Origin of the sequence: Brevibacterium sp. LE-L (genome assembly GCF_050214925.1) — a bacterium.
Lineage (GTDB): Bacteria > Actinomycetota > Actinomycetes > Actinomycetales > Brevibacteriaceae > Brevibacterium.
In genome coordinates, this window is record NZ_CP189759.1 from 3,173,082 (window position 1) to 3,195,885 (window position 22,804).

A 22,804-nucleotide genomic window follows, 5' to 3' on the forward strand; every position below is an offset into this window, starting at 1 on the left:
ATGTCCCACAGTACAGCCGCTGCACTCCCCTTCGGTCTCACCGACGAACAGCAGACCGTCTCCGGGATGGTCCGCGAGTTCGCCGATACCGAGATCGCTCCGCACGCCCTCGAATGGGACGCCGATCACTTCTTCCCCGTCGACGTCATCAAGAAGTCTGCTGACCTCGGGATGGGCGGAATCTACGTCAGCGAAGAAGCCGGCGGAACCGGAATGGGACGGATGGACGCGGCGCTGATCTTCGAAGCGATGTCGACCGGGTGCCCGTCCGTGGCCGCCTACATCTCCATCCACAACATGGTCGCGTGGATGATCGACCAGTTCGGCAACGACGAGCAGAAGGCCAAGTACCTCGCTCCCCTCGTCTCCATGGAGCACCTCGGCAGCTACTGCCTGACCGAACCCAACGCCGGCTCCGATGCCGCGGCCCTGCGCACCTCCGCCCGCGAAGACGGCGACCACTACGTCCTCAACGGTGCCAAGCAGTTCATCTCCGGCGCCGGCACCTCCGAAACCTACCTCGTCATGGCCCGCAGCGGTCAGGAAGGGGCTCGTGGAATCTCCGCCTTCATCCTCGAGAAGGACATGGAGGGACTGAGCTTCGGCCCCAACGAGCAGAAGATGGGCTGGCGCGCGCAGCCGACTCGTCAGGTGATCATGGAAAACGTCCGAGTGCCCAAGGAGAACATGCTCGGCGAACCGGGTCAGGGCTTCAAGATCGCTATGTCCGGCCTCGACGGCGGACGCCTGAATATCGGTGCCTGCTCGCTCGGCGGCGGACAGGCCGCACTCGAGAAGGCCATCGCCTACATGGGTGAGCGTCAGGCTTTCGGCACCGAGCTCTCGGGATTCCAGGCGCTGCGCTTCGAAGTCGCTCAGATGCAGGCCGATCTGGAAGGGGCACGCTCCCTCCTGTGGCGCGCGGCCAACGCCTACGATGCAGGCGATGCCAACACCTCCCTCCTGTCCGCCATGGCGAAACTCAAAGCCACCGACACCGGCTTCGAAGTCGCGAACAGGGCACTGCAGTTGCACGGCGGCTACGGCTATCTGACAGAGTATGGAATTGAGAAGCTGGTGCGTGACCTGCGCGTCCACCAGATTCTGGAAGGCACCAACGAAATCATGCGCGTGATCATCTCGCGCAAGAGCACAGGAGTGGGCTGATATGACAGAACCTTCGACAGAGCAGGCGGACGATTCCGTCATCACCTCGGTGTCCAATGGGGTGGGCCGCATCGAACTCAACCGACCGAAGCTGATCAATGCGCTCAGCCAGGACATGGTCACACGCATCGATGACGCGCTCCAAGCCTGGCGCGATGACGACACGGTCTCCCTCGTCCTCGTCACCGGACGCGGCGAACGCGGACTGTGCGCCGGCGGAGACATCAAGGCCGTATACAACGACATCGTGGCCGGCAGCGACGAGAACGCGAAGTTCTGGAACCGCGAATACAAGATGAACTTCGCGATCTCCGAATTCCCCAAACCCTATGTCGTGATCATGAACGGCATCACGATGGGCGGCGGGGTCGGCATCTCCGGTCACGGTTCGCACCGCATCGTCACCGATTCGACGAAGGTCGGCATGCCCGAAACCGGAATCGGACTCTTCCCCGATGTCGGCGGCACGCATCTTCTCGCCAACGCTCCGGGAGAGCTCGGCACCCATCTAGCGCTGACCGGACAGCCCGTCGGCGCCGGTTCGGCGATCGCCCTGGGACTGGCCGACCACTACGTTCCCGACGCGCAGATCCCCGACCTCATCGCCGATCTCACCGCAGGGGGCGACCTCGACACCGTCATCGGCAAGTACACCGCTGAAGCGCCGGCCGATGAACTCGCCGAGGCAGCCGACTGGATCAACGAATGCTACGCCGGCGATGAGGCCGAAGCCATCGTCGCGGCTCTCGCCGCACACGAGAACCCCGACGCACAGGCCGCCGCAGAGCTCATCGCAACCAAGGCCCCCACCTCGGTGAAGGTGACCTTGGCCGCCGTCCGCAATGCGGAGACGATGACGCTGGCAGAGGTCCTGGAGCAGGACTACCGGGTGGCCGTGACCCTGACCGAGCTGCCCGACCTCAAGGAGGGCATCCGCGCCCAGGTCATCGACAAGGACCGGAACCCGAAATGGAGCCCGGCTTCCCTGGCCGAAGTCAGCGACGCACAGGTCCAGTCCATCCTCACCACCGATCACGCAGAGAAGGTGTTCTCATGAACGATTTCGAAACCATCCTCACCGATGTCACCGACGGTGTCGCCACCATCACCATCAACCGGCCCAAAGCGCTGAATGCACTCAACCTGCAGGTGCTCACGGACATCACCGAGGCCGCCACCGCATTCGACTCCGACGACGCCGTCAAAGCGATCATCATCACCGGCAGCGAGAAGGCCTTCGCCGCCGGAGCCGACATCAAGGAGATGTCGAGCCTCGACTTCTCCACCGCGTACAAGGCCGACTGGTTCGCCGGCTGGACGCGACTGACCGATGTGCGCAAGCCGGTCATCACCGCCGTCGGCGGCTATGCCCTCGGCGGCGGCTGCGAACTGGCGATGATGGGCGACATCCTCATCGCCTCGACGAAGGCGAAGTTCGGTCAGCCCGAGATCAACCTCGGCGTGCTGCCGGGCATGGGCGGATCCCAGCGTCTGACCCGCGCCGTCGGCAAGGCCAAATCGATGGACATGTGCCTGACCGGTCGGATGATGGGCGCCGAGGAGGCCGAGCGTTCCGGTCTCGTCGCTCGCGTTGTCGAGCCCGAAGAGCTGCTGACCACGGCCAATGAGATCGCGCAGACGATCGCGTCGAAGTCCCGCATCGCCTCGGCGATGGTCAAAGAAGCGGTGAACACCGCTTTCGAGACGACGCTCGAGCAGGGACTGCGCTACGAGCGCCGGCTCTTCCACTCCTCCCTGGCCACGAACGACCAGTCCGAGGGCATGGCCGCCTTCGTCGAGAAGCGGGACCCGAACTTCACGGATTCCTGAGCTTCACGAGCCCGACTGTCATGGCGCAGACTCTTCCGGGGTCTGCGCCATCGTCGTCTCCGCGCCCCGTCGACGGCACGGTGCGCCACCTCGGCGAGACGGGTTCCACGTGCCCTCGGCGATCGATTTCGACACCACCTCGGCCTTCTGGGGCGGGCGCTTTCGGGACATCTCTGTGCCGTCGAGTGAGGACAGATGTGCCCTGTATCGCATTTAACAATCGTTCAGTTAAAGTGAGGATATGCATTCAACCACTCAAGGAGGCACCATGACCTCACTCACCGATCTGTGTTCCCAGCTGCGCCTGCCTGCCATCGGCTCCCCCATGTTCATCGCCTCCGGGCCCGAACTGGTCAAGGCCCAGTGCCAGGCCGGCATCGTCGGAGCCTTCCCCACCCTCAACGCCCGTCCGGCAGCGATGCTCACCGATTGGCTCGACGAGATCACAGAATCGAACGCGGCCCACACCTCGGCCAATCCCGACCGTCCGGCCGCACCTTTCGCGGTCAACCTCATCGTCCATCGGTCGAACAATCGTCTCGAGGCCGACCTCGCCGAGGTGGTCCGCCACCAGGTGCCGATCGTGATCACCTCGCTGGGTGCCCGGGAAGAGGTCAATGAGGCCGTCCATTCCTACGGCGGCATCGTCCTCCACGACGTCATCAACAACAAATTCGCCCACAAAGCCGTCGAGAAGGGCGTCGACGGCGTCATCGCGGTTGCGGCCGGCGCCGGCGGGCACGCCGGAGCGCTCTCTCCCTTCGCGCTGGTCCAGGAGATCCGGTCCTGGTTCGACGGTCCTCTGCTGCTCTCGGGCGCCATCGCCCACGGCCGTTCGATCCTGGCGGCACTGGCGGCCGGAGCGGACTTCGCCTATATCGGATCGGCATTCCTGTCCACGCCCGAGGCCAATGTCGTCGAGGACTACCGGAAGATGATCGTCGAATCAGCGGCCGAGGACGTCGTCTACTCGAACTACTTCACCGGGGTCAAGGGCAACTACCTGCGCGGCTCGATCGTCGCCTCCGGCCTCGACCCGGACAATCTTCCCGAATCCGATCCGACGAAGATGGACTTCGGTTCCGATCCGGATTCGGATGCCAAGGCCTGGCGCGACATCTGGGGCTCCGGGCAGGGCATCGGGGCGCTCGGAACCCAGCAGACGACCGCGGAGCTCGTCGAGACCTTCGCTGCCCAGTTCGAGGCTGCGAAGCAGGACCTGCAGAGCAAGCTGAGCTGAACCGACCGACCATGTACCCTCCCTGCAGACCCCATCGCCGCGGACCTGCAGGGAGGGCTTCGTCATTGCGGGTTCGGGTTCAGACTGACGCGCCGAGCGTGCCGGAATCCGCTCCGATCAGTCCACAGACGCAGAACACGGCGGGCTCAACCAACAGTTGAGCCCGCCGTGCGTTTCTCGATCGTCACCAGAGTCTTCTCAAGATTCACGACCGTCTAGCTCGAAGGCTGCCGCCAATTCTGCGGCCGGAACGCAGCTATCAGAACCTCACCTCCGAAGACCAGAACTCAACACGATTCAAAACAACAACGAGTCATGTCGATCAGATCGTCGAGATGATCCCGCGCTCGGTCAGGCGGGAGGCCAGCCCTGCCCCGTCCGGAGCATAGATCCACGGTACGCCCTGGCCGCGACCGTGCCGCTTCGAGCGGCCGCCCGCCCATACGGCCTCACCGACGGTGAGCTGGCGGATGGCCACGGCGGCGACATTCTCCGGATGGTTCTCGACGAACTCTCCATACACTTCTTCGTCCTTCTGCCCGTCGTCGCCGATGAGCAGCCATTTCATCCACGGGAACTCCCGGGACAGGCGTTCGAGTGTATTGCGCTTGTGCTCCTTGCCCGACCGGAACACCCGCGTCGTCGTCGGACCCCAGTCTGTGAGCAGCAGAGGACCCATCGGATAGAGGTTGCGGGAGAGGAAGCGTTTGATCGTCAGCGCCGAGTTCCAGGCCCCCGTCGACAGGTAGATCATCGGAGTGGCCGGACGCATGAACGTGATCCGGTCGTAGAGGACAGCCATGCCGGCAACAGGCGAGCGAGCATGCTCGCTGAGCACGAAGGTGTTCCACGCGGCGAGGAAGGGACGCGGCAGCGAGGTGACCATGACGGTGTCATCGATATCGGAGATGATGCCGAACGTCGAGTCTTCGCCGATGATCCGCACGGCCGCGGAGTCGACGAGGGAACCGTCGGTCCACAGTTCGATCTCCGTCTCCCCCGGTTCGAAATCGCCGGGGATCACGGTGTCGATGATGCCGCCTCGGTCCGAGGTGACCATGTGCTCTTCGTCGTTGACCCGCACCCACGCCGTGTCATTGGCCAGGGGGACGCTGACGAAGGACTTCCAGCCGCGGATGCTGGCATGGACGTCGGCAGCCGGCTGCCCGTTGGGCGTGAGCACGAGGCGTCCGAGGACGCGCACCCAGCCGGTGCCGCCGTACGTGTCGTAGGCGATGACCGTGCGCTGGTAGCTGTGGTCGGTGGCCCGATTCTGGATCCACCCGTTGAAACGATCCTCCACTCGCGCAGCGGTGTGGAGCATGTCGGGGGTGAGGTTGAGCGGACCCTCCTCGGGCTTCTTCTTCGCCACGATCAGATGAAGCCGATCTTGTCGTAGACCTCGCGCAGGGTCACCTCGGCGATGGTGCTCGCCTTCTCCGCCCCACGGTCGAGGATGGTCTGTAGCTGAGCCCGGTCCTCGAGCAGCTCGAGCGTACGTTCCCGCACCGGTGTGAGCGTCTCCACGGCCACCTCGGCGAGGTCGACCTTGAGGTGTCCGTACATCTTGCCCTCATACTCGGCGACGATGTCGTCGACCGGACGGGAGGTCAGGGAGGAGTAGATGGTCAGCAGATTCGAAACGCCGGGTTTGTTCTCCGGGTCGAAGGCGATCGTGGTGCCGTCGTCGGTCACGGCGGATTTGATCTTCTTCGTCAGCGCCTTCGCATCGTCGAGGAGGTCGATGCGGCCCTGCGGGCTCGGCTGGGACTTCGACATCTTCGCGCCCGGGTTCTGCAGATCATAGATCTTCGCAGTCGCCTTGAGGATCTGCGCGTTGGGGACGGTGAAGGTCTCGCCGAACCGGTAGTTGAAGCGTTCGGCGAGGTTGCGGGTCAGCTCGAGGTGCTGCCTCTGGTCCTCACCGACGGGGACGAGCTGCGGGTTGTAGAGCAGGATATCCGCGGCCATGAGCGCCGGATAGGTGAGCAGGCCCAGGGACACATGCTGCTGCTTCGTCGACTTGTCCTTGAACTGGGTCATCCGGCTCGCCTCCCCCATCGAGGTCGTGCATTCGAGGACCCACGACAGCTGCGGATGGGCCGGCACCTGCGACTGGACGAAGATCGTCGACTTCTCCGGATCGATGCCAGCGGCTATGAATTGGGCGGCGGTGCGCAGCGTCCGCTCCCGCAGATCGGCCGGATCCTGTTCGGTGGTGATCGCGTGCATGTTCGCGATGAAGTAGAAGGCGTCGTGCGACACCTGGTGTGTCACGAACTGCTGCAGGGCTCCGATGTAGTTTCCGAGGTGAAGAGAATCGGAGGTGGCTTGGATACCCGAGACCGTGCGCGGCTGTGAAGAGATCGTCATAGTCCCATGATGCCACCTTCGCCGTCCCGGTCCGCACCTTGGTCCCTCATCCGAAACGGCGAGCCCGCGCTCGAGGGCGCCCCTTGTCCGGAGACGGAGCGGATCACGCGGACCGGTTCGGAACGACCGGAATCTCAACGTGACCGCCGACACGAAACGGCACAGTCCGACGGTATAGTGACCTTGCAGATCACATGACTTCCCAAGGTGTCTCACACCTTCCGATCATCTCAACGGTCGGGGTCCAGCGCGGGAATGACTGTGCGATCAACACAACGATGCCAAAGCATCACTCTCAAGGAGGAGGACCATGTCGGTCGAATACGTCAAGACCGAGGATGACCTTCCGCCGGTCGCCGTGGTCGAGAAGCCACGCTGGACACCGGCGAAGATCGTGCTCTGGGTGGCTATTGCCCTCATCGCCGGCGCAGGCTGGTCGATGATCGCCTTCGTGCGCGGCGAGGAGCTGTCGGCGAGCTGGTTCGTCGCCGCCGCCGTCGGCAGCTATCTCATCGGCTTCCGCTTCTACGCGAAGCTCATCGAATGGAAGATCTGCCGCCCTGACCCGAAGCGGGCCACTCCGGCAGAGCTCAACGACAACGGCCGTGACTTCGCGCCCACCGACCGTCGGGTCCTGTTCGGACACCACTTCGCTGCGATCTCCGGTGCCGGCCCTCTGGTCGGACCGATCCTCGCCGCCCAGATGGGGTACCTGCCCGGAACGCTGTGGATCGTCTTCGGCGTCATCCTCGCCGGCGGCGTCCAGGACTACATGGTGCTGTTCTTCTCGATGCGCCGCAACGGCCGCTCCCTGGGACAGATGACCCGCGATGAGCTCGGTCGCACCGGCGGCATCATCGCCTCCATCGGCATCATCCTCATCATGGTCATCCTCATCGCAGTCCTCGGCGTCGTCATCATCAATGCCCTCGCCGAGAGCCCCTGGGGCGTGTTCTCCATCGCCATGACCATCCCGATCGCCGTGTTCATGGGCATCTACATGCGCTACCTGCGTCCCGGCAAGGTCATCGAGGTCTCGGTCATCGGCATCGTGCTGCTCGTCATCGCGATCATCGCCGGCGGCTGGGTCCACAGCTCACCCTTCTGGTCGGAGGTCTTCCACCTCGACAAGGTGACCCTGGCTTGGTGCCTGATGATCTACGGCTTCCTCGCCGCTGTGCTGCCGGTGTGGGTGCTGCTGGCACCGCGTGACTACCTGTCGACATTCATGAAGATCGGCACCATCGTGCTCCTGGCTGTGGGCATCCTCATCGTCAACCCGACCGTGCAGATGCCGGCTCTGACCGAGTTCGCGTTCAACTCCGAGGGTCCGGCGTTCGCCGGTGCTCTGTTCCCCTTCCTGTTCATCACGATCGCGTGTGGAGCGTTGTCGGGCTTCCACGCCCTCATCTCCTCCGGCACCACCCCGAAGCTCATCGAGAAGGAGACCCAGGCGCGGCTCATCGGCTACGGCGGCATGCTCATGGAGTCCTTCGTCGCAATCATGGCGCTCGTCGCTGCGATCTGTCTCGACAAAGGTCTCTACTTCGCGATGAACGCTGCCGAACCGCTGACCGGCGGAACGGCGCAGGGAGCGGCAGACTTCATCAACAATTCCCTGGGCATGTCCGGAGTCGAGACGAGCCCCGAACTGCTTGAACAGGCGGCCAAGGATGTCGGTGAGGAGAGCATCATCTCCCGTACCGGCGGTGCGCCGACGCTCGCCATGGGGATGGCACACATCCTCCACAACGTCTTCGGCGGGCCCGCCTGGATGTCCTTCTGGTACCACTTCGCTGTGATGTTCGAGGCTCTGTTCATCCTCACCACGATCGATGCCGGAACCCGCGTTGCTCGTTTCATGCTCTCCGATGCGCTCGGCAACTTGTCCAAGCGATTCCGGGATCCCTCGTGGACGCCGGGCGCCTGGCTGACAACCGCCATCATGGTCGCCGCCTGGGGATCGATCCTGCTCATGGGTGTCACCGACCCCCTCGGCGGCATCAATACCCTGTTCCCGCTGTTCGGCATCTCGAATCAGCTGCTGGCCGCGATCGCGTTGGCCGTCGTGTTCGCGATCGTGTGCAAGATGGGCTTGGCCAAGTGGGCGTGGATCCCCGGCATCCCACTCGTCTGGGATCTCGTGGTCACGATGGCCGCCTCGTGGCAGAAGATCTTCTCCTCCGATCCCAAGCTCGGCTACTGGGCGCAGCACTTCGCCTACAAGGATGCTCTGGCATCGGGAGAGACTTCGCTGGGCAACACCGAGGGCGTCGAAGCGATGAGCGCGGTCGTGCGCAACACCTTCGTCCAGGGAACGCTGTCCATCGTCTTCGCACTCCTTGTCGCCATGGTCGTCATCATGGCAGTCTGGAAGTCCATCCAGGCTCTGCAGAAGGGTGCGCTTCCGACCTCGGAAGAGCCCTTCGTCGAGACGAAGCTGTTCGCCCCGTCCGGGCTCATCGCCCGCAAACCCGAGCGTGAGCTGCAGACCCAGTGGGACGACCACCGCGCAGGAAGGCAGAGACAATGAGCACCGCACATCCGCTCGGCCGCATCGCACGTGACCCGTGGGGAGCCCTGCGCCGAGGTGGTGCGTGGCTGCACTGGTATCTCAAGGAGATCATGGGCGAGAACGCCTACCTCCACTACCTCGAATCCTACGAACGGCGTCACGGAACGCGCGAAGGGGCGATGGAAGAGAAAGCGTTCTGGCGCGATCTCACCGATGAGCAGGACCGCAACCCGAAGGCCCGCTGCTGCTGACGCTGTTGATCGGCAGGCCCAGCACAGACAGCTGGGACTGGTGATCGGCGAACTCAGTGGATGAGAAGCCCGGGTGCGGACGACGAGCAGTCGTGCGCACCCGGGCTTCTTCGCTGCCGTCTTTCGACCGCAGGCTCAGGCGGTCGGGGCGGGCAGGTCGTAGTCGATGACCAAAGGGGCGTGGTCCGACCACCGCTCCGCCCAGCTGTCGGCCTTGTCCACGGTGGCCTTCACCGCCGCCTCGGCGAGGGCCGGAGTCGCCATCTGATAGTCAATGCGCCATCCGGTGTCGTTGTCGAAGGCCTTGCCCCGCATCGACCACCAGGTGTAGGGCCCGTCGACGTCCCCGCTGAGCCTCCGGTGGACATCGACATAGCCGACCTCACCGAAGAAGCCGTCGAAGTAGGCCCGTTCCTCGGGCAGGAATCCCGCCTTCTTCCGGTTGGCCTTCCAGTTCTTCAGGTCCCGTTCGGTGTGGCAGACGTTGAGGTCACCGGTGATGAGCACATGGTCCGAGCTCTTCGCCAGCTGCGGCAGCCGCTCGGTCATGCGGTCGAGGAACCGGTACTTGTCCTCCTGCTTGGGGGTGTCGACCTCGCCGGAGTGGACGTAGGCGGAGACCAGGGTCAGCAGCGAACCGTCACCGAGGCGGTAGTCCGTCTCCACCCACCGTCCGGCACGATCGAAGTAGCCGTCATCACCGAGGCCCTCCCGGCTGGCTTCGGCCTCGGTCCGGGCCATCACCGCCACCCCGGCACGGCCCTTGGCCTCCGCGTCATGGCTGATCGTGGTGTACCCGGTGTCGGCGAGGACACCGTGGGCGATATCGTTGGCGGCCCGCACCTCCTGCAGGGTGATGAAGTCGGGTTTCGCCGCATCGATCCAGGTGGGCATCCCCTTCCTCCATGCTGCGCGGACTCCGTTGACGTTGACTGAAGCAATCCGAATCATGTGTTCTATGATGACATGAGCGCACTACCCATCCAGGACAGGGCGATATAGTGTGAGCAATGATGAGAAACTTCAGGAGGCGCCATGGCTGGTGACGAAACGATCGATCTCGAGCAGCTGAGCATCCGACAGCTCGATGAGGTCGACGCCCGTGAGATGCGAGAGTTCCTGCTGGGTGCTCAGGAGAATTTCTGGGGAGACCGCGACCTCAGCCGCGACCATGACGCCTACTGGTTCCGCCAGTTCGTCACGTCCGGCCTGGTGGCCCGCTACCGTTCGGAGATCGTCGGCTATCTGCTCGGCGTCATTCCCCATGACGGTCCGGCCTACATCCACTTGGTCGCTGCACGTACGGATTTCCGACACCAGGGAATCGGTCGTCATCTCTACCAGCATTTCATCGAACATGCTCGGAAGCTCGGAGTGGCTTCGGTGCAGGCGACGACGCTGCCCGAGTCCTCGGGTGCGATCTCATTCCACTCCTCGCTGGGCTTCAGCGGCGAACTCATCGAAGACTACGCCGGTGACGGCGATCCGCGAGTCTTCTTCGAACTCAAGCTGGCCGAGGACTGACCCCACACCCCTCCTCCTCCCCAGAACTACCTGACGGCGGCCCAGCAACCTCGCGCGAGGTTGCTGGGCCGCCGTCACGTAGCAATTAGGGGGCTGGGGTTGGGGTGGTGGTGCGCTGGGCGGTGTCGACGACGTTCTTGAGCAGCAGAGCTCTGGTCATCGGTCCCACGCCTCCGGGGTTCGGTGACACCCAGGACGCCACCTCGGCGACTGCCGGATCCACATCGCCGACGATCTTCGACTTCCCCGTCTCCGGGTCCGTCTCTCGCGACACACCCACGTCGAGGACGATCGCGCCGAGCTTGACCGACCCGGGCTTGACGATCCGCGCCGCACCGGCGGCCGCGACGATGACATCGGCCTGAGCCAGCAGCTCATCGAGGTTGCGCGTACCCGTATGCGTCAGCGTCACCGTCGCATTGTGCTCACGCCTGGTCAGCAGGGCACCGATAGACCGACCCACGGTGACTCCGCGACCGATGACGACGACATGTTTGCCGGCCAGGTCGATGCCGTTGCGGGTCATCAGCTCGATGACACCGCGTGGGGTGCACGGCAGCGGGGTCGTGATCTCCGCATTCACATTGAGCACGAGCCGGCCGAGGTTCGTCGGATGCAGACCGTCGGCATCCTTGCCCGGATCGATGGCCTCGAGGATCGTGTCGGTGTCGATATGAGCCGGCAGCGGCAGCTGCACGATGTACCCGGTGCACGCGTCATCGTGGTTGAGTTCGTCGATGACGGCCAGCAGCTCGTCCTGAGACACCGTTTCGGGAAGATCGTGGCGGATCGAGTGGATGCCCACCTCCGCACAGTCACGATGCTTGCCGGCGACGTACCACTTCGAGCCCGGGTCTTCGCCGACCAGGACGGTACCGAGACCGGGAACGATCCCGGACTCGGCCAGTTCCGCCACTGCCTCGGTGAGTTCGGCCTTGATCTGCTTGGCGCAGGCCCTGCCGTCGAGGATCTGTGCACTCATCAGTACTGTTCCAGCCCTTCGTAGAGTGGGAAGGAGTCGCTGAGCTTCGCGATTCGGGCGGCGAGCGCCTCGACATCGGCACCGGGCTTGAGCGCCTCGGCGATGACATCGGCGACCTCGGTGAATTCCTCGTCACCGAAACCGCGGGTGGCCAGGGCCGGGGTGCCGATGCGCAGCCCCGAGGTCACCATCGGCGGGCGCGGGTCGAAGGGCACGGCGTTGCGGTTGACGGTGATGCCGACCGAATGGAGGAGATCCTCGGCCTGCTGACCGTCGAGTGCGGAATTGCGCAGGTCGACGAGCACGAGATGGACATCCGTACCACCGGTGAGCACGGTGGCGCCGGCCTCGGCGACATCATCGGCGAGCAGACGTTCGGCGAGGATCTGGGCACCGCGCACAGTGCGTTCCTGACGTTCCTTGAACTCGGCGGACGCGGCGAGTTTGAAGGCGACAGCCTTCGCAGCGATGACGTGCATGAGCGGTCCGCCCTGCTGGCCGGGGAAGACTGCGGAGTTGAGTTTCTTGCCGAACTCCTCCTTGCCGAGGATGAACCCGGAGCGGGGTCCGCCGATGGTCTTGTGCACCGTCGAGGAGACGACATCGGCGAAGGGCACCGGATTCGGATGCAGACCAGCGGCGACGAGTCCGGCGAAGTGGGCCATGTCCACCCACAGCTTCGCATCGACTTCGTCGGCGATCTCGCGGAAGGCCTGGAAGTCGAGCTGGCGGGGATAGGCCGACCAGCCGGCCACGATGACCTGCGGACGATGCTCGAGAGCCTTCTCGCGCACCTTGTCCATGTCGATGCGGTACGTATCAGGGTCGACCTCGTAGGAGGCGACATCGTAGAGGCGGCCGGAGAAATTGATCTTCATGCCGTGAGTGAGGTGGCCGCCGTGGGCCAGAGACAGGCCGAGCATCTTGTCGCCCTGACGGGCCAGAGCGTGCATGACCGCAGCGTTGGCCGAAGCACCCGAATGGGGCTGGACGTTGGCATATTCGGCCCCGAAGAGGCTCTTGGCCCGGTCGATGGCGAGGTTCTCGGCGACATCGACGTATTCGCAGCCCCCGTAGTAGCGCTTGCCGGGGTATCCTTCTGCATACTTGTTCGTCAGCACCGAGCCCTGTGCTTCGAGCACGGCGCGGGGGACGAAGTTCTCCGAGGCGATCATCTCAAGAGTTGAACGCTGGCGGCCCAGCTCGAGGTCGAGGACCTCAGCGATCTGCGGATCGATGTCTGCAAGCGAGGCCTGCATCGAGGTTTCGGTCATGAGTACTCTCCTGTGGCATCCGATGTAGAGGGTGAAACAGGGCGATCTGCCGCCGCGGACACCCGCAGACCATGCTAACAGCGAAGTCCGCGCGCCCACCGCGGCGACCGCCTGCCGAACACCCGATTCGAGGCGGTCGGAACGCGACCATCCGCCTGAGGCGGATCGGACCATCCGACGGACCCGCATGCCGACACCGGGTCGGTGCGAACCCGGCACACGGTTTAGGATCGAGACCATGAACCGCGAATGGATCCTCAGTGTCACCTGCCCAGATGCGACCGGCGTCGTCCATGCCGTGACCGGAGTCCTTGCAGGGCGCGGCGGAAACATCACCGAATCGCAGCAGTTCTCCTCCCCCGATTCCCGACAGTTCTTCCTGCGCCTGCAGTTCTCCACCGCCGCCGAGGTCACCGCCGGTGCCCTCGAAACCGAACTCGCCGAGGTGGCCGACCGGTTCGCCATGACCGTGAGCCTGCAGCCGGCGGAGAAGAGGACGAGGACCCTCATCCTCGTGTCGAAAGCCGCGCACTGCCTCAATACCCTCCTGTTCCAGCATTCGTCGTCTCAGCTGCCCATCGACATCGTCGGCGTCGTCGGCAACCATGACGATCTGCGGTCGTTGGCTGAATTCCACGGGCACACCTTCCACCACATTCCGATCACGAAGGACACGAAGCCCGAAGCCGAGGCGCGGCTGTCCGCCCTCGTCGAGGAGCTCGACGTCGAACTCATCGTGCTCGCCCGGTACATGCAGATCCTCTCCCCCGAACTCTGCGACCGCCTCGAAGGCCGAGTCATCAACATCCATCACTCGTTCCTGCCCAGCTTCAAGGGTGCGAAACCGTACCACCAGGCGCATGCCCGCGGAGTGAAGATCATCGGCGCCACCGCCCACTACGTCACCAGCAACCTCGACGAAGGCCCGATCATCGAACAGGATGTCGCCCGCGTCGACCACAGCCGCGCAATCGCCGACTTCGTCCAACGCGGACAGGACGTCGAGGCGGCGGTGCTGGCCCGCGCGGTCGCGTGGCATGCTCAGGGGCGGGTCCTTATGGACGGACATCGCACGGTCGTCTTCAACTGATACCCCGCCTCGGCGAGGTCATGGCTCGGCCGTCGCCACGCCGTTCCAGAGCGGACCGGTCCGCCTCGGCGAGACTCTGCCGCACCGGAAGCGGCCGATGATGTGTTTCTGACACAACCGCTTTCTTCGCACCCATCCGGCGCGGCTGCCGGGCCGGCCCTGGCCAAGGTCGCGATGGTGACGAACACGGGCCCGGAGAACACAGGCCCGAACGAACCTGGAGAAGAACCTCGACACGATGCGCCACTTCGATCCCGGCCACACCTATCTCATCAGCACCTTCCCCCGTTCTTCAAACATCTCGCCGGCGTATGGCCCACCTTCTCGGTTGCAGACCTCCATCACCGTCAGGCCGTCTGGAACCGGCCGATGCGCAGTTCACTGAGGCAAACACAGCCTGCCGCGAAGCCCTTCCGGATCCCCCGCTCGCCGCGTTCACCGTCGGATGATCGCCGACCGCGGCGCCGCGGTCCCCGCGGCTGACCCCGCATACGTCCCCGCGGTAGGGGTCGACCGTCGTCTGCCGCCTCGGCAACGTCACCGAAGCATTGCGATTCGACTACACCGCCCCCGTACGCGGCGACGGAGGTGTAGGCTCGCGCCATGCAGATTGCCAGCGAATTCACACCCGGAACCACTCCTGCTGTAAAGTCGCCTCGGTCTACAGAAGGAGCTGAGCTCAGATGACGGAAACCACTTTCCGTACGATTGCCATCGTTCTCTATTTCGTCGGGATGCTGTCCATCGGATGGTTCGCCTATCGCCGGACCAGGAACAACCTCGACGACTATATGCTCGCCGGGCGTGGTCTGCGCCCGAGCGTGGCGGCCCTGAGCGCCGGCGCATCGGATATGTCCGGATGGCTGCTCATGGGACTGCCCGGAGCCGTTTACCTCTCCGGTCTCATCGAGGCCTGGATCGCCATCGGATTGACGATCGGTGCGTGGGTGAACTGGAAGTTCGTGGCACCGCGTCTGCGAGCGTTCACGGAGCGGGCCGGTGATTCGATCACGATCCCCAGCTTCTTCGAACAGCGGTTGAAAGACCGCACCCGCCTGCTGCGCATCGTCTGCGGCGTCATCATCCTCGTGTTCTTCACCTTCTATGTCTCCTCAGGCATGGTCGCTGCCGGAAAGTTCTTCGAATCGAGCTTCGGGCTCAACTACATCGGGGGGATGCTCCTCGTCGCCGCGATCACCATGATCTACACTCTCTTCGGAGGCTTCCTCGGTGCGACGCTGACAGACGTCGCCCAGGGACTGCTGATGTTCGCAGCCCTCGTCGCCGTACCGATCGTCGCAGTCATCAATGCCGGTGGACCGGCGGCCGTGATCAGGAACGTCTCGGAGATCGACCCGGGTCTGCTCAATCTTCTGGGCTCAGGCGACTTCTGGACTTTCGCTACGATCATGTCGATCGTCTCCTCACTCGCGTGGGGTCTGGGCTACTTCGGTCAGCCGCACATCATCGTGCGCTTCATGGCGCTGCGCACCCCGGCTGACGCCACCGTCGCCCGCCGCATCGGAGTCAGCTGGATGGCGATTTCGGCACTCGGCGCCGTGGCCACCGCGATCGTCGGCATCTCCTACTTCTCCGAACACGCCGCACAGGAGCCGACGGACGCGGAGACCGTGTTCCTCGATCTCGCGCAGATCCTGTTCCACCCGTTCATCGCCGGACTCGTGCTGGCAGCGGTCCTCGCCGCGATCATGTCGACGATCTCCTCGCAGCTGGTCGTGACCTCCTCGGCACTCATCGAGGACCTGTTCAAGATCGTCGCTCTGCGAACAGGGTCCACGCGCACGCTGCAGGACAAAACCTATGTGCTCCTCGGCCGTCTCGGTGTCCTCGTCGTCGCGATCATCGCCGTAGTGCTGGCGCTCTCCCCGTCGAACAGCATCCTCGACCTCGTCGCCTTCGCCTGGGCCGGCTTCGGAGCATCGTTCGGTCCGATTGTCCTCCTCACCCTGTTCTGGAAGCGCCTGAGCAATTGGGGCGCTCTGACCGGGCTGCTGTCCGGCGCGGTCGTCGCCTTCGTGTGGGGACAGGTGAGCACACCGCTGACGGACGCGGTCTACGAGATCATCCCCGGGTTCGCGATCAACCTCATCGTTGCGGTCGTCGTCAGCAAGCTGACGTACAAGCACGATGAGGAATCCGACCGAGAATTCGACGAGTCAGTGGTGCTGTCGCGGGCGAAGTGAGCGCGACACGGCGGCCTCCGCGCCGCTCCCTGCGCACACGCTCGACCGATGACTTGTCCTCATTCGCGCGAAACCGCTGAGGGCAGAGCCTGAAGGCGGAACCAGCGAAGGCCGGAGCACAATGATGCTCCGGCCTTCGCTGCGTCTTCGCTCTCAGCTCATCGGCGGCAGAAGCCGATGCGCGATTGGCAAACACGGTTGCGGCCGACGGCGGAGTGAATGCATTTCAGGCGGGCACCCTGGTGGGTGCCCGCCTGAGAAGTTCGGCCGTGCCTCCGCAGCCGCGGAGCCGACGGTCGGAAGAGGAGCTTACTTGTCCTCGGCAGCCTCGGCGTCGGCCTCGGCAGCGGCTTCCTCGGAAGCCTCGGGGGCCTCATCGACGACCTCAGCCTCGACCGGAGCCTCTTCCTCAGCAGGAGCGGCAGCGGCGGTCGCCTGTTCGGCTTCCTTCACGGTCGCCTGCTTGGGCGAGTAGGGTTCGAGGACCAGTTCGATGACGGCCATCGGGGCGTTGTCGCCGGGACGGGGGCCGATCTTCGTGATCCGGGTGTAACCGCCGGGACGCTCAGCCATGGCCTCGGCGATCGAGGTGAAGAGCTCGTGCACGACCGACTTGTCAGAGATCTGACCGAGCACGCGACGACGTGCAGCCAGGTCACCCTTCTTCGCGTTCGTGATCATCCGCTCAGCGACCGGACGCAGACGCTTGGCCTTGGTCACGGTGGTGGTGATCTGCTTGTGCTCGAACAGCTGGGCAGCCATGTTGTTGAGCATCTGGCGCTCGTGTGTGGGCGATCCGCCGAGGCGGGGGCCCTTGGTTGGGGTTGGCATTGTGAGTTACTCCTAGGTCTAAATCAGTACTGTTCGTCTTCGACGTAGGACTGGTCCTCATCAACGAGACCGGAATCGAATCCGGCAGGACTGTCCTTGAGGCTGAGACCGAGCTCGTTGAGCTTGGCCTTGACCTCGTCGATCGACTTCGAACCAAAGTTGCGGATATCCATGAGGTCGGCTTCGCTGCGAGCAACGAGCTCACCGACGGTGTGGATGCCTTCGCGCTTGAGGCAGTTGTAGGAGCGCACGGTCAGGTCGAGGTCTTCGATGGCCAGCGCCAGATCGGCGGCCAGAGCCGCGTCCACAGGCGAGGGTCCGATCTCGATGCCTTCGGCTTCGACGTTGAGCTCTCGAGCCAGGCCGAAGAGCTCGACCAGGGTCTTGCCCGCAGACGCGATCGCGTCGCGCGGAGTCATCGAGGGCTTGGTTTCAACATCGAGGACCAGACGATCGAAGTCAGTGCGCTGTTCGACGCGTGTGGCTTCGACCTTGTAGGTGACCTTGAGAACCGGGGAGTAGATCGAATCGACCGGGATCCGGCCGATCTCTGCATCCGCATTCTTGTTCTGAGCGCTCGAAACGTATCCGCGTCCGCGTTCGATGGTCAGTTCCATGTCCAGACGACCCTCACCATTCAGCGTGGCGATGTGCAGGTCCGGATTGTGGATCTCGACCCCAGCAGGAGCAGAGACATCGGCAGCGGTCACAGTGCCAGGACCCTGCTTGCGCAGGTAGGCGACGACCGGTTCGTCGAATTCGGACGACACGACCAGGGACTTCAGGTTGAGGATGAACTCAGTGACATCCTCTTTGACCCCCGGAACGGTGCTGAACTCGTGGAGAACTCCGTCGATCCTGATGGACGTGACGGATGCACCGGGAATCGATGACAGCAGAGTCCGGCGAAGCGAGTTGCCGAGGGTGTAGCCGAATCCTGGCTCGAGCGGTTCGATGGCGAACCGTGAGCGGTTATCGGAGACGACTTCTTCCGTGAGCGTTGGGCGCTGTGCAATGAGCACGTGGGCTTCCTTTCAGCGAACATCCGCTATATGACGTTCGCACTGCACGTCATGGCATGAGCCATGAAGAACGGTTCGGGTTATCTGGGAATCCGTTCTGCGACCGATGCCGGGCTCCCGCCCGTCATCCGTTGCAGTTCCACGGAAGGATCAGCCGCGGCGGCGCTTGGGGGGACGGCAGCCGTTGAACGGAACCGGGGTGACATCCTGGATGGTGCCCAGTTCCAGGCCCGCGGCCTGCAGCGAACGGATCGCGGTCTCACGACCCGAGCCGGGTCCCTTGACGAACACGTCGACCTTCTTCAGGCCGTGTTCCTGCGCGCGACGAGCAGCCGATTCGGCAGCCATCTGTGCGGCGTACGGGGTCGACTTGCGCGAACCCTTGAAGCCGACCTCACCTGAGGAGGCCCAGGAGATGACAGCACCGCTCGGATCAGTGATCGACACGATGGTGTTGTTGAAGGTTGATTTGATGTGAGCCTGGCCGGCGACGATATTCTTCTTCAGCTTGCGGCGAGGCTTGCGCACTGTAGCGGCGCGTGACTTGGGAGGCATAGATTCCTACTCCTGATCGAGGTGGTTGGCCGCAGCCAACCGGGGTGAGCGAATTACTTCTTCTTACCGGCCACGGTGCGCTTGGGGCCCTTGCGGGTACGCGCATTCGTCTTGGTCCGCTGTCCGCGAACCGGCAGACCGCGGCGGTGACGCAGGCCTTCATAGCTTCCGATTTCGACCTTGCGGCGGATATCGGCGGCCACCTCACGACGGAGGTCACCCTCAACCTGGAATGTGCCCTCGATGTAGTCACGCAGCTGGACGAGCTCGGCGTCGCTCAAGTCCTTCACACGGGTATCAGGGCTGATTCCCGTTTCGGTCAGGGTCTGGCGCGCACGGGTGCGGCCCACACCATAGATGTAAGTCAAGGCGACTTCCACGCGCTTTTCACGCGGGATGTCGACTCCGGCAAGTCGTGCCATAGGTACTGTCTCCTGTTGTTGTTTCGGAGGTGCTGATGCAAACCTGTCCCTGGTCCCCCAAGGTCTCCGGCCCCCGACCGGAGGTATCGTCCTGTGCCTTCGCCTGAGAAGTTCTCACTTCACAGGGGCCCGGGCGCAGATGGCGAGGTTTGCGCGGGTGTGGTGCTGCTGAAGCTCCTCAGAGGAGCTTCGATCTGCTCGAAGAGCTGCTCAACCCTGGCGCTGCTTGTGGCGCGGGTTGGAGCAGATGACGATGACCCGACCGTGACGGCGGGTAATCTGGCAGTTCTCGCAGATCTTCTTGACGCTGGGCTTAACCTTCATCGTTTTTCCTTCTTTCGGTCCTTGCCCTGAAGGGAGCAAGACGCGAATGATCGAAGATCCTTACTTGTAGCGGTAAACGATTCGTCCGCGCGAGAGATCGTATGGAGACAGCTCCACAATGACCCGGTCCTCGGGAAGGATGCGGATGTAGTGCTGACGCATCTTTCCGGAGATATGTGCCAGCACCTTGTGCCCGTTGCTCAGCTCAACCCGAAACGATGCGTTCGGCAGAGCTTCGACAACGGTGCCTTCGATCTCAATGACCCCTTCTTTTTTGGCCATATCGCTCGCTAACCTCGTATTCCCGCGAAACCTTCGCGTTCGACGTAATCGTGTATCACCGACTCAATGCCGGTGACCCCATGGCCTGTCGCTCTCGTCACCACATAAAAGACGTGGATGGCAGAAGCCGCCCACATCTGAAAAAGGGTGAGTTGAGTGAGAACAGACCAATCCACAACCCTACACCACGTGCGAAGAATCTTCCACACGGTGTTCGCTTCTGCGCGTGAAGTCCCTTACAATCCCGTCCGCGCCGTGCCGCAGCCGCCCGGCACGGCTCCCCTCTGCAGCCGCCCGGCACGGCTCCCCTCTGCCGATTCAGGTCCCTCCTATGACTCCCGACGACAGGCTGCGCACCGGACGATGGCCTCGACTGCTAGCGTGAGAAACTCATTCGGGCGGGCACCGACGCATGCGGCTGTGTGCGACGAGCGCCCGTCCGTCCCACGGCAGCAGTCACGGTCGGAGCGATTGCGCACACCGCTCCGCCCGGTACCGCCGAATCGTCCAGCAGAGGAGAACGACGATGTCCGAGTTCGACGCCATCACGCAGGAGTCCCTGGTTGCGAAGGGCGGCCGCAAATGGTCTGCCTTCCCCGGTTCGATCGGCGCATTCATCGCCGAGATGGACTTCGGCGTCGCTCCCGCCGTGCGCCGATCCCTCCAGGTGATCGACGACCGTGACCTCTACGGCTACGCTCCCGCCGACCTCACAGCCGAACTCAGAGCCGCGACCTCCGGATTCTGCGCCGACCGCTACGGGTGGCAGATCCCCGTCGAACACATCGAGCCGGCCAGCGATGTGCTCGCGGCGTTCCTCGGCGTGCTCACCCACCTCACACCTGCCGACACCCCGATCGTGCTCCCGACCCCGGCGTACATGCCGTTCTTCGACGTCGCCCGGGTCACCGGCCGCCGCCTCATCGAAGCGCCGATGCTGCGCTCGGAAACCGGGTGGTCGCTCGATCTCGACGCCATCGCCGCTGCGCTCACCCCCGGCGCCACCCTCGTTCTGTGCAACCCTCACAACCCCATCGGCAAGGTCTACACCGAAGACGAGCTGTTGGCCCTCGCCGAGGTGGTCGAGGCCGAGGAGGCCCGGGTGTTCTCTGACGAAATCCACGCCCCCGTCGTCTACGACCCCGCCAAGCACATTCCCTACGCCACCCTCACCGAGGCGACCGCCGCCCACACCACCACCGCGACGGCCGCGTCGAAGGCCTTCAACATCCCCGGCCTCAAATGCGCACAGCTGATCCTGACCTCCCCGAGCGATCGAGAAACGTGGAAGCAGAAGGGTCAATTCGTCTCCGGGGCGGCATCGAATCCCGGAATGCTCGCAACCACAGCTGCCTATACCCGTTCACTCGACTGGCTCGACGAGGTCAACGGCTACCTCAAAGGCAGTCGCGACCTGTTCACCGATCTCGTCACCTCGCTACTGCCCAACGCCGCCTACATCCAGCCGGAGGGCACGTACCTGGCGTGGCTGGATCTGCGCGGCTACGGTCTCGAGTCGGGACTGGCCGAAACGATCAATTCCCGCGCGGGGGTGGCAGTGACCGAGGGACGACTGTGCGGTGAGGTCGGTGCCGGACATATCCGGTTCAACTTCGCACTCCCCCGTCCCCTGCTCACCGAGGCGGTCGAACGGATCGCTCGGATTCTCTGAGATTCTTCGGACCATGCATGAGGGCTGCGACCCGGGTCATCGCTGCGGCAGCCATTCGATGAGGTCATAGGACGAGCACGACCCCGCACATTCGAGGATCCTCTGGTCGAATCTGAGGTAGTACTCGAGGTTGCACTGATTCATCAGCTTCCGGAACCTCACGGCCGGCTGTGTGCCTTCGACGAGCACTTCGGGCAGCAGAGGGTGGGCCATCACATCCCGGGCAACATCGAAGTACAGATCGAAGAAGCTGCTGAGACTCAGTCCCACACGTCCGGTAGCCGGCGCTGAACCATTTGCGCTCAGTGCGTTCATCCGCTCTTCCAGCGCAGGCAGCTGGGCGAGGGCCGCGTCGAGGCCGAAGGCTCGGGAGGTCATCCTGCGTGCCGCCTCCACGGACTCGGGAGTCAGAACGGCGGTCTCATACCAGCCGGGATCGGCGATCGCGGGCAGACGCGCATCCAGCTGCGCACTGCGGTCGGAGAAACCCACGAGAATCCCCGGGCGCAGCTGTCCGTAGCCGAGACTGCGGGCGATGTACTGCAGACGGTCACGCACGCCTCGTGCGGCCTCGCGAACCGAGTACAGGATGGTGTGAAAGCGACCTTCGTATTCGGGGAAGACATGATCGCCGGCGATATCGGTGAAGCCTGAGAGGATGTGCGCGCTGAGCCGGTAGACGGACACCCGTCCGACCCGTTCACTGCAAAGGATCCCCCGTCGGACCATCCGCACGAGCTGGTTGTGGACGCTCGAGGACGAATACCCGTGTTCGCCGAGGATGCTGACAATCACCGGACCCGGCAGACCGCTGGCCTGAAGGCATCCGAACGCGGAGATCACGTCGAAGGCGATCCGTGTCATCCGATAGCGATCGCCCACATCTGTCTGACGTTTCGGGACATCGTAGACACTCGCCATGGCGAGATCCTACCGTGAAAACACAAGTATCGGTGCCGACAGGACCGAGATCGCGACGATGCGTCTAAGGAGCCACGACATGGATGACCACACGTACACTCTCGAGCAGCGCGCCCATCAGATGTCACGCACAGCCGGTGTGCTGGCCGGCGCAATCACGGCATTCATCGCGTTCTGCGCATTCCAGTTGGCCGGATTCAACATCGTCGAGACGGCGGCGTGGATGTTCGCTCTCGCACTCATGGCGGCGTCGGGAACCTTCACCGCCGTCTATTTCGTCGGCAGGGCTTCACTGAAGAAGCAGGCGCTGCCGACCTGAGTTCTC

The 22,804-nt window shown here is 63.7% G+C and carries 23 protein-coding genes; 11 read left to right on the forward strand and 12 right to left on the reverse strand.

From position 1 onward, the window contains the following. From ACQE2J_RS14380 to ACQE2J_RS14395, 4 genes are all read left to right on the forward strand, one after another. On the forward strand, positions 1–1,167 hold the full coding sequence (locus ACQE2J_RS14380; RefSeq protein WP_135537089.1) for an acyl-CoA dehydrogenase family protein: 1,167 nt from the start codon (positions 1–3) through the stop codon (positions 1,165–1,167). A gap of 1 nt (position 1,168) precedes the next feature. Next, on the forward strand, positions 1,169–2,224 hold the full coding sequence (locus tag ACQE2J_RS14385; RefSeq protein ID WP_135537090.1) for an enoyl-CoA hydratase/isomerase family protein: 1,056 nt from the start codon (positions 1,169–1,171) through the stop codon (positions 2,222–2,224). Further along, positions 2,221–2,997: an enoyl-CoA hydratase gene (locus ACQE2J_RS14390; RefSeq protein ID WP_135537091.1), complete on the forward strand. Its 777-nt coding sequence runs from the start codon at positions 2,221–2,223 to the stop codon at positions 2,995–2,997. Before ACQE2J_RS14385 ends, ACQE2J_RS14390 begins: the two co-directional genes overlap by 4 nt. Positions 2,998–3,265: 268 nt before the next feature. After that, positions 3,266–4,237 carry an NAD(P)H-dependent flavin oxidoreductase gene (locus ACQE2J_RS14395; RefSeq protein WP_426936519.1) on the forward strand — a complete coding sequence of 324 codons (972 nt, stop codon included), beginning with the start codon at positions 3,266–3,268 and terminating at the stop codon, positions 4,235–4,237. Between the two features lie 322 nt (positions 4,238–4,559). Here the strand turns inward: ACQE2J_RS14395 and ACQE2J_RS14400 are convergent, their stop codons facing one another. Beyond that, positions 4,560–5,609, reverse strand: coding sequence for an App1 family protein (locus ACQE2J_RS14400; RefSeq protein WP_135537093.1), 1,050 nt, complete (start codon positions 5,607–5,609; stop codon positions 4,560–4,562). Between the two features lie 2 nt (positions 5,610–5,611). Beyond that, entirely contained in the window at positions 5,612–6,610 is a 999-nt protein-coding gene (gene trpS, locus ACQE2J_RS14405; RefSeq protein ID WP_426936520.1) for a tryptophan--tRNA ligase, read from the reverse strand. 310 nt (positions 6,611–6,920) lie between these two features. Between trpS and ACQE2J_RS14410 the strand changes: the two genes are divergently transcribed. Together ACQE2J_RS14410 and ACQE2J_RS14415 are read left to right on the forward strand one after the other, a co-directional pair. After that, positions 6,921–9,143, forward strand: a complete 2,223-nt coding sequence (locus ACQE2J_RS14410; RefSeq protein WP_135537095.1) for a carbon starvation CstA family protein — start codon at positions 6,921–6,923, stop codon at positions 9,141–9,143. Further along, complete coding sequence (locus tag ACQE2J_RS14415; RefSeq protein ID WP_135537096.1) at positions 9,140–9,376, forward strand: CstA-like transporter-associated (seleno)protein; 237 nt, start codon at positions 9,140–9,142, stop codon at positions 9,374–9,376. Before ACQE2J_RS14410 ends, ACQE2J_RS14415 begins: the two co-directional genes overlap by 4 nt. Positions 9,377–9,511: 135 nt before the next feature. On the opposite strand, the gene ACQE2J_RS14420 is transcribed toward ACQE2J_RS14415, so the two are convergent. Beyond that, entirely contained in the window at positions 9,512–10,327 is an 816-nt protein-coding gene (locus ACQE2J_RS14420) for an exodeoxyribonuclease III (protein WP_205683259.1), read from the reverse strand. A gap of 84 nt (positions 10,328–10,411) precedes the next feature. Here ACQE2J_RS14420 and ACQE2J_RS14425 point away from each other — a divergent pair, with 84 nt between their 5' ends. Then, complete coding sequence (locus tag ACQE2J_RS14425; protein ID WP_135537098.1) at positions 10,412–10,900, forward strand: GNAT family N-acetyltransferase; 489 nt, start codon at positions 10,412–10,414, stop codon at positions 10,898–10,900. An 85-nt stretch (positions 10,901–10,985) separates the two neighbouring features. On the opposite strand, the gene ACQE2J_RS14430 is transcribed toward ACQE2J_RS14425, so the two are convergent. Both ACQE2J_RS14430 and glyA read right to left on the reverse strand, forming a co-directional pair. After that, positions 10,986–11,882 carry a bifunctional methylenetetrahydrofolate dehydrogenase/methenyltetrahydrofolate cyclohydrolase gene (locus tag ACQE2J_RS14430; protein ID WP_135537099.1) on the reverse strand — a complete coding sequence of 299 codons (897 nt, stop codon included), beginning with the start codon at positions 11,880–11,882 and terminating at the stop codon, positions 10,986–10,988. Further along, the gene (glyA, locus tag ACQE2J_RS14435; RefSeq protein ID WP_135537100.1) at positions 11,882–13,156 is read right to left on the reverse strand and encodes a serine hydroxymethyltransferase; all 1,275 of its coding nucleotides are present in this window, start codon (positions 13,154–13,156) and stop codon (positions 11,882–11,884) included. The genes ACQE2J_RS14430 and glyA overlap by 1 nt, the downstream gene beginning before the upstream one ends. Positions 13,157–13,394: 238 nt before the next feature. Between glyA and purU the strand changes: the two genes are divergently transcribed. Next, positions 13,395–14,246 (forward strand): formyltetrahydrofolate deformylase, encoded by an 852-nt coding sequence (gene purU, locus ACQE2J_RS14440; protein ID WP_135537101.1) that lies wholly within the window; start codon positions 13,395–13,397, stop codon positions 14,244–14,246. A gap of 683 nt (positions 14,247–14,929) precedes the next feature. Continuing rightward, positions 14,930–16,450 carry a sodium/proline symporter PutP gene (putP, locus tag ACQE2J_RS14445; protein WP_135537102.1) on the forward strand — a complete coding sequence of 507 codons (1,521 nt, stop codon included), beginning with the start codon at positions 14,930–14,932 and terminating at the stop codon, positions 16,448–16,450. Positions 16,451–16,759: 309 nt separating this feature from the next. Here the strand turns inward: putP and rplQ are convergent, their stop codons facing one another. The 6 genes from rplQ to infA form a co-directional block, all read right to left on the reverse strand. After that, positions 16,760–17,281 (reverse strand): 50S ribosomal protein L17, encoded by a 522-nt coding sequence (rplQ, locus tag ACQE2J_RS14450; RefSeq protein ID WP_425120280.1) that lies wholly within the window; start codon positions 17,279–17,281, stop codon positions 16,760–16,762. Positions 17,282–17,304: 23 nt separating this feature from the next. Then, positions 17,305–18,303, reverse strand: a complete 999-nt coding sequence (locus tag ACQE2J_RS14455; RefSeq protein WP_135537104.1) for a DNA-directed RNA polymerase subunit alpha — start codon at positions 18,301–18,303, stop codon at positions 17,305–17,307. A gap of 150 nt (positions 18,304–18,453) precedes the next feature. Then, positions 18,454–18,858: a 30S ribosomal protein S11 gene (gene rpsK, locus ACQE2J_RS14460; protein ID WP_135537105.1), complete on the reverse strand. Its 405-nt coding sequence runs from the start codon at positions 18,856–18,858 to the stop codon at positions 18,454–18,456. Between the two features lie 53 nt (positions 18,859–18,911). Beyond that, positions 18,912–19,280: a 30S ribosomal protein S13 gene (rpsM, locus tag ACQE2J_RS14465; RefSeq protein ID WP_025777905.1), complete on the reverse strand. Its 369-nt coding sequence runs from the start codon at positions 19,278–19,280 to the stop codon at positions 18,912–18,914. 210 nt (positions 19,281–19,490) lie between these two features. Beyond that, positions 19,491–19,604, reverse strand: a complete 114-nt coding sequence (gene rpmJ / locus ACQE2J_RS14470; protein WP_009884960.1) for a 50S ribosomal protein L36 — start codon at positions 19,602–19,604, stop codon at positions 19,491–19,493. Positions 19,605–19,664: 60 nt separating this feature from the next. Further along, positions 19,665–19,886: a translation initiation factor IF-1 gene (infA, locus tag ACQE2J_RS14475; protein WP_009379245.1), complete on the reverse strand. Its 222-nt coding sequence runs from the start codon at positions 19,884–19,886 to the stop codon at positions 19,665–19,667. 526 nt (positions 19,887–20,412) lie between these two features. On the opposite strand from infA, the gene ACQE2J_RS14480 reads away from it, so the two are divergent. Then, complete coding sequence (locus ACQE2J_RS14480) at positions 20,413–21,558, forward strand: MalY/PatB family protein (RefSeq protein WP_426936521.1); 1,146 nt, start codon at positions 20,413–20,415, stop codon at positions 21,556–21,558. A gap of 36 nt (positions 21,559–21,594) precedes the next feature. Here the strand turns inward: ACQE2J_RS14480 and ACQE2J_RS14485 are convergent, their stop codons facing one another. Continuing rightward, positions 21,595–22,479, reverse strand: a complete 885-nt coding sequence (locus ACQE2J_RS14485; protein ID WP_135537107.1) for a PaaX family transcriptional regulator — start codon at positions 22,477–22,479, stop codon at positions 21,595–21,597. 79 nt (positions 22,480–22,558) lie between these two features. On the opposite strand from ACQE2J_RS14485, the gene ACQE2J_RS14490 reads away from it, so the two are divergent. After that, positions 22,559–22,798 carry a hypothetical protein gene (locus tag ACQE2J_RS14490; RefSeq protein ID WP_426936522.1) on the forward strand — a complete coding sequence of 80 codons (240 nt, stop codon included), beginning with the start codon at positions 22,559–22,561 and terminating at the stop codon, positions 22,796–22,798. Positions 22,799–22,804 lie beyond the last annotated feature (6 nt).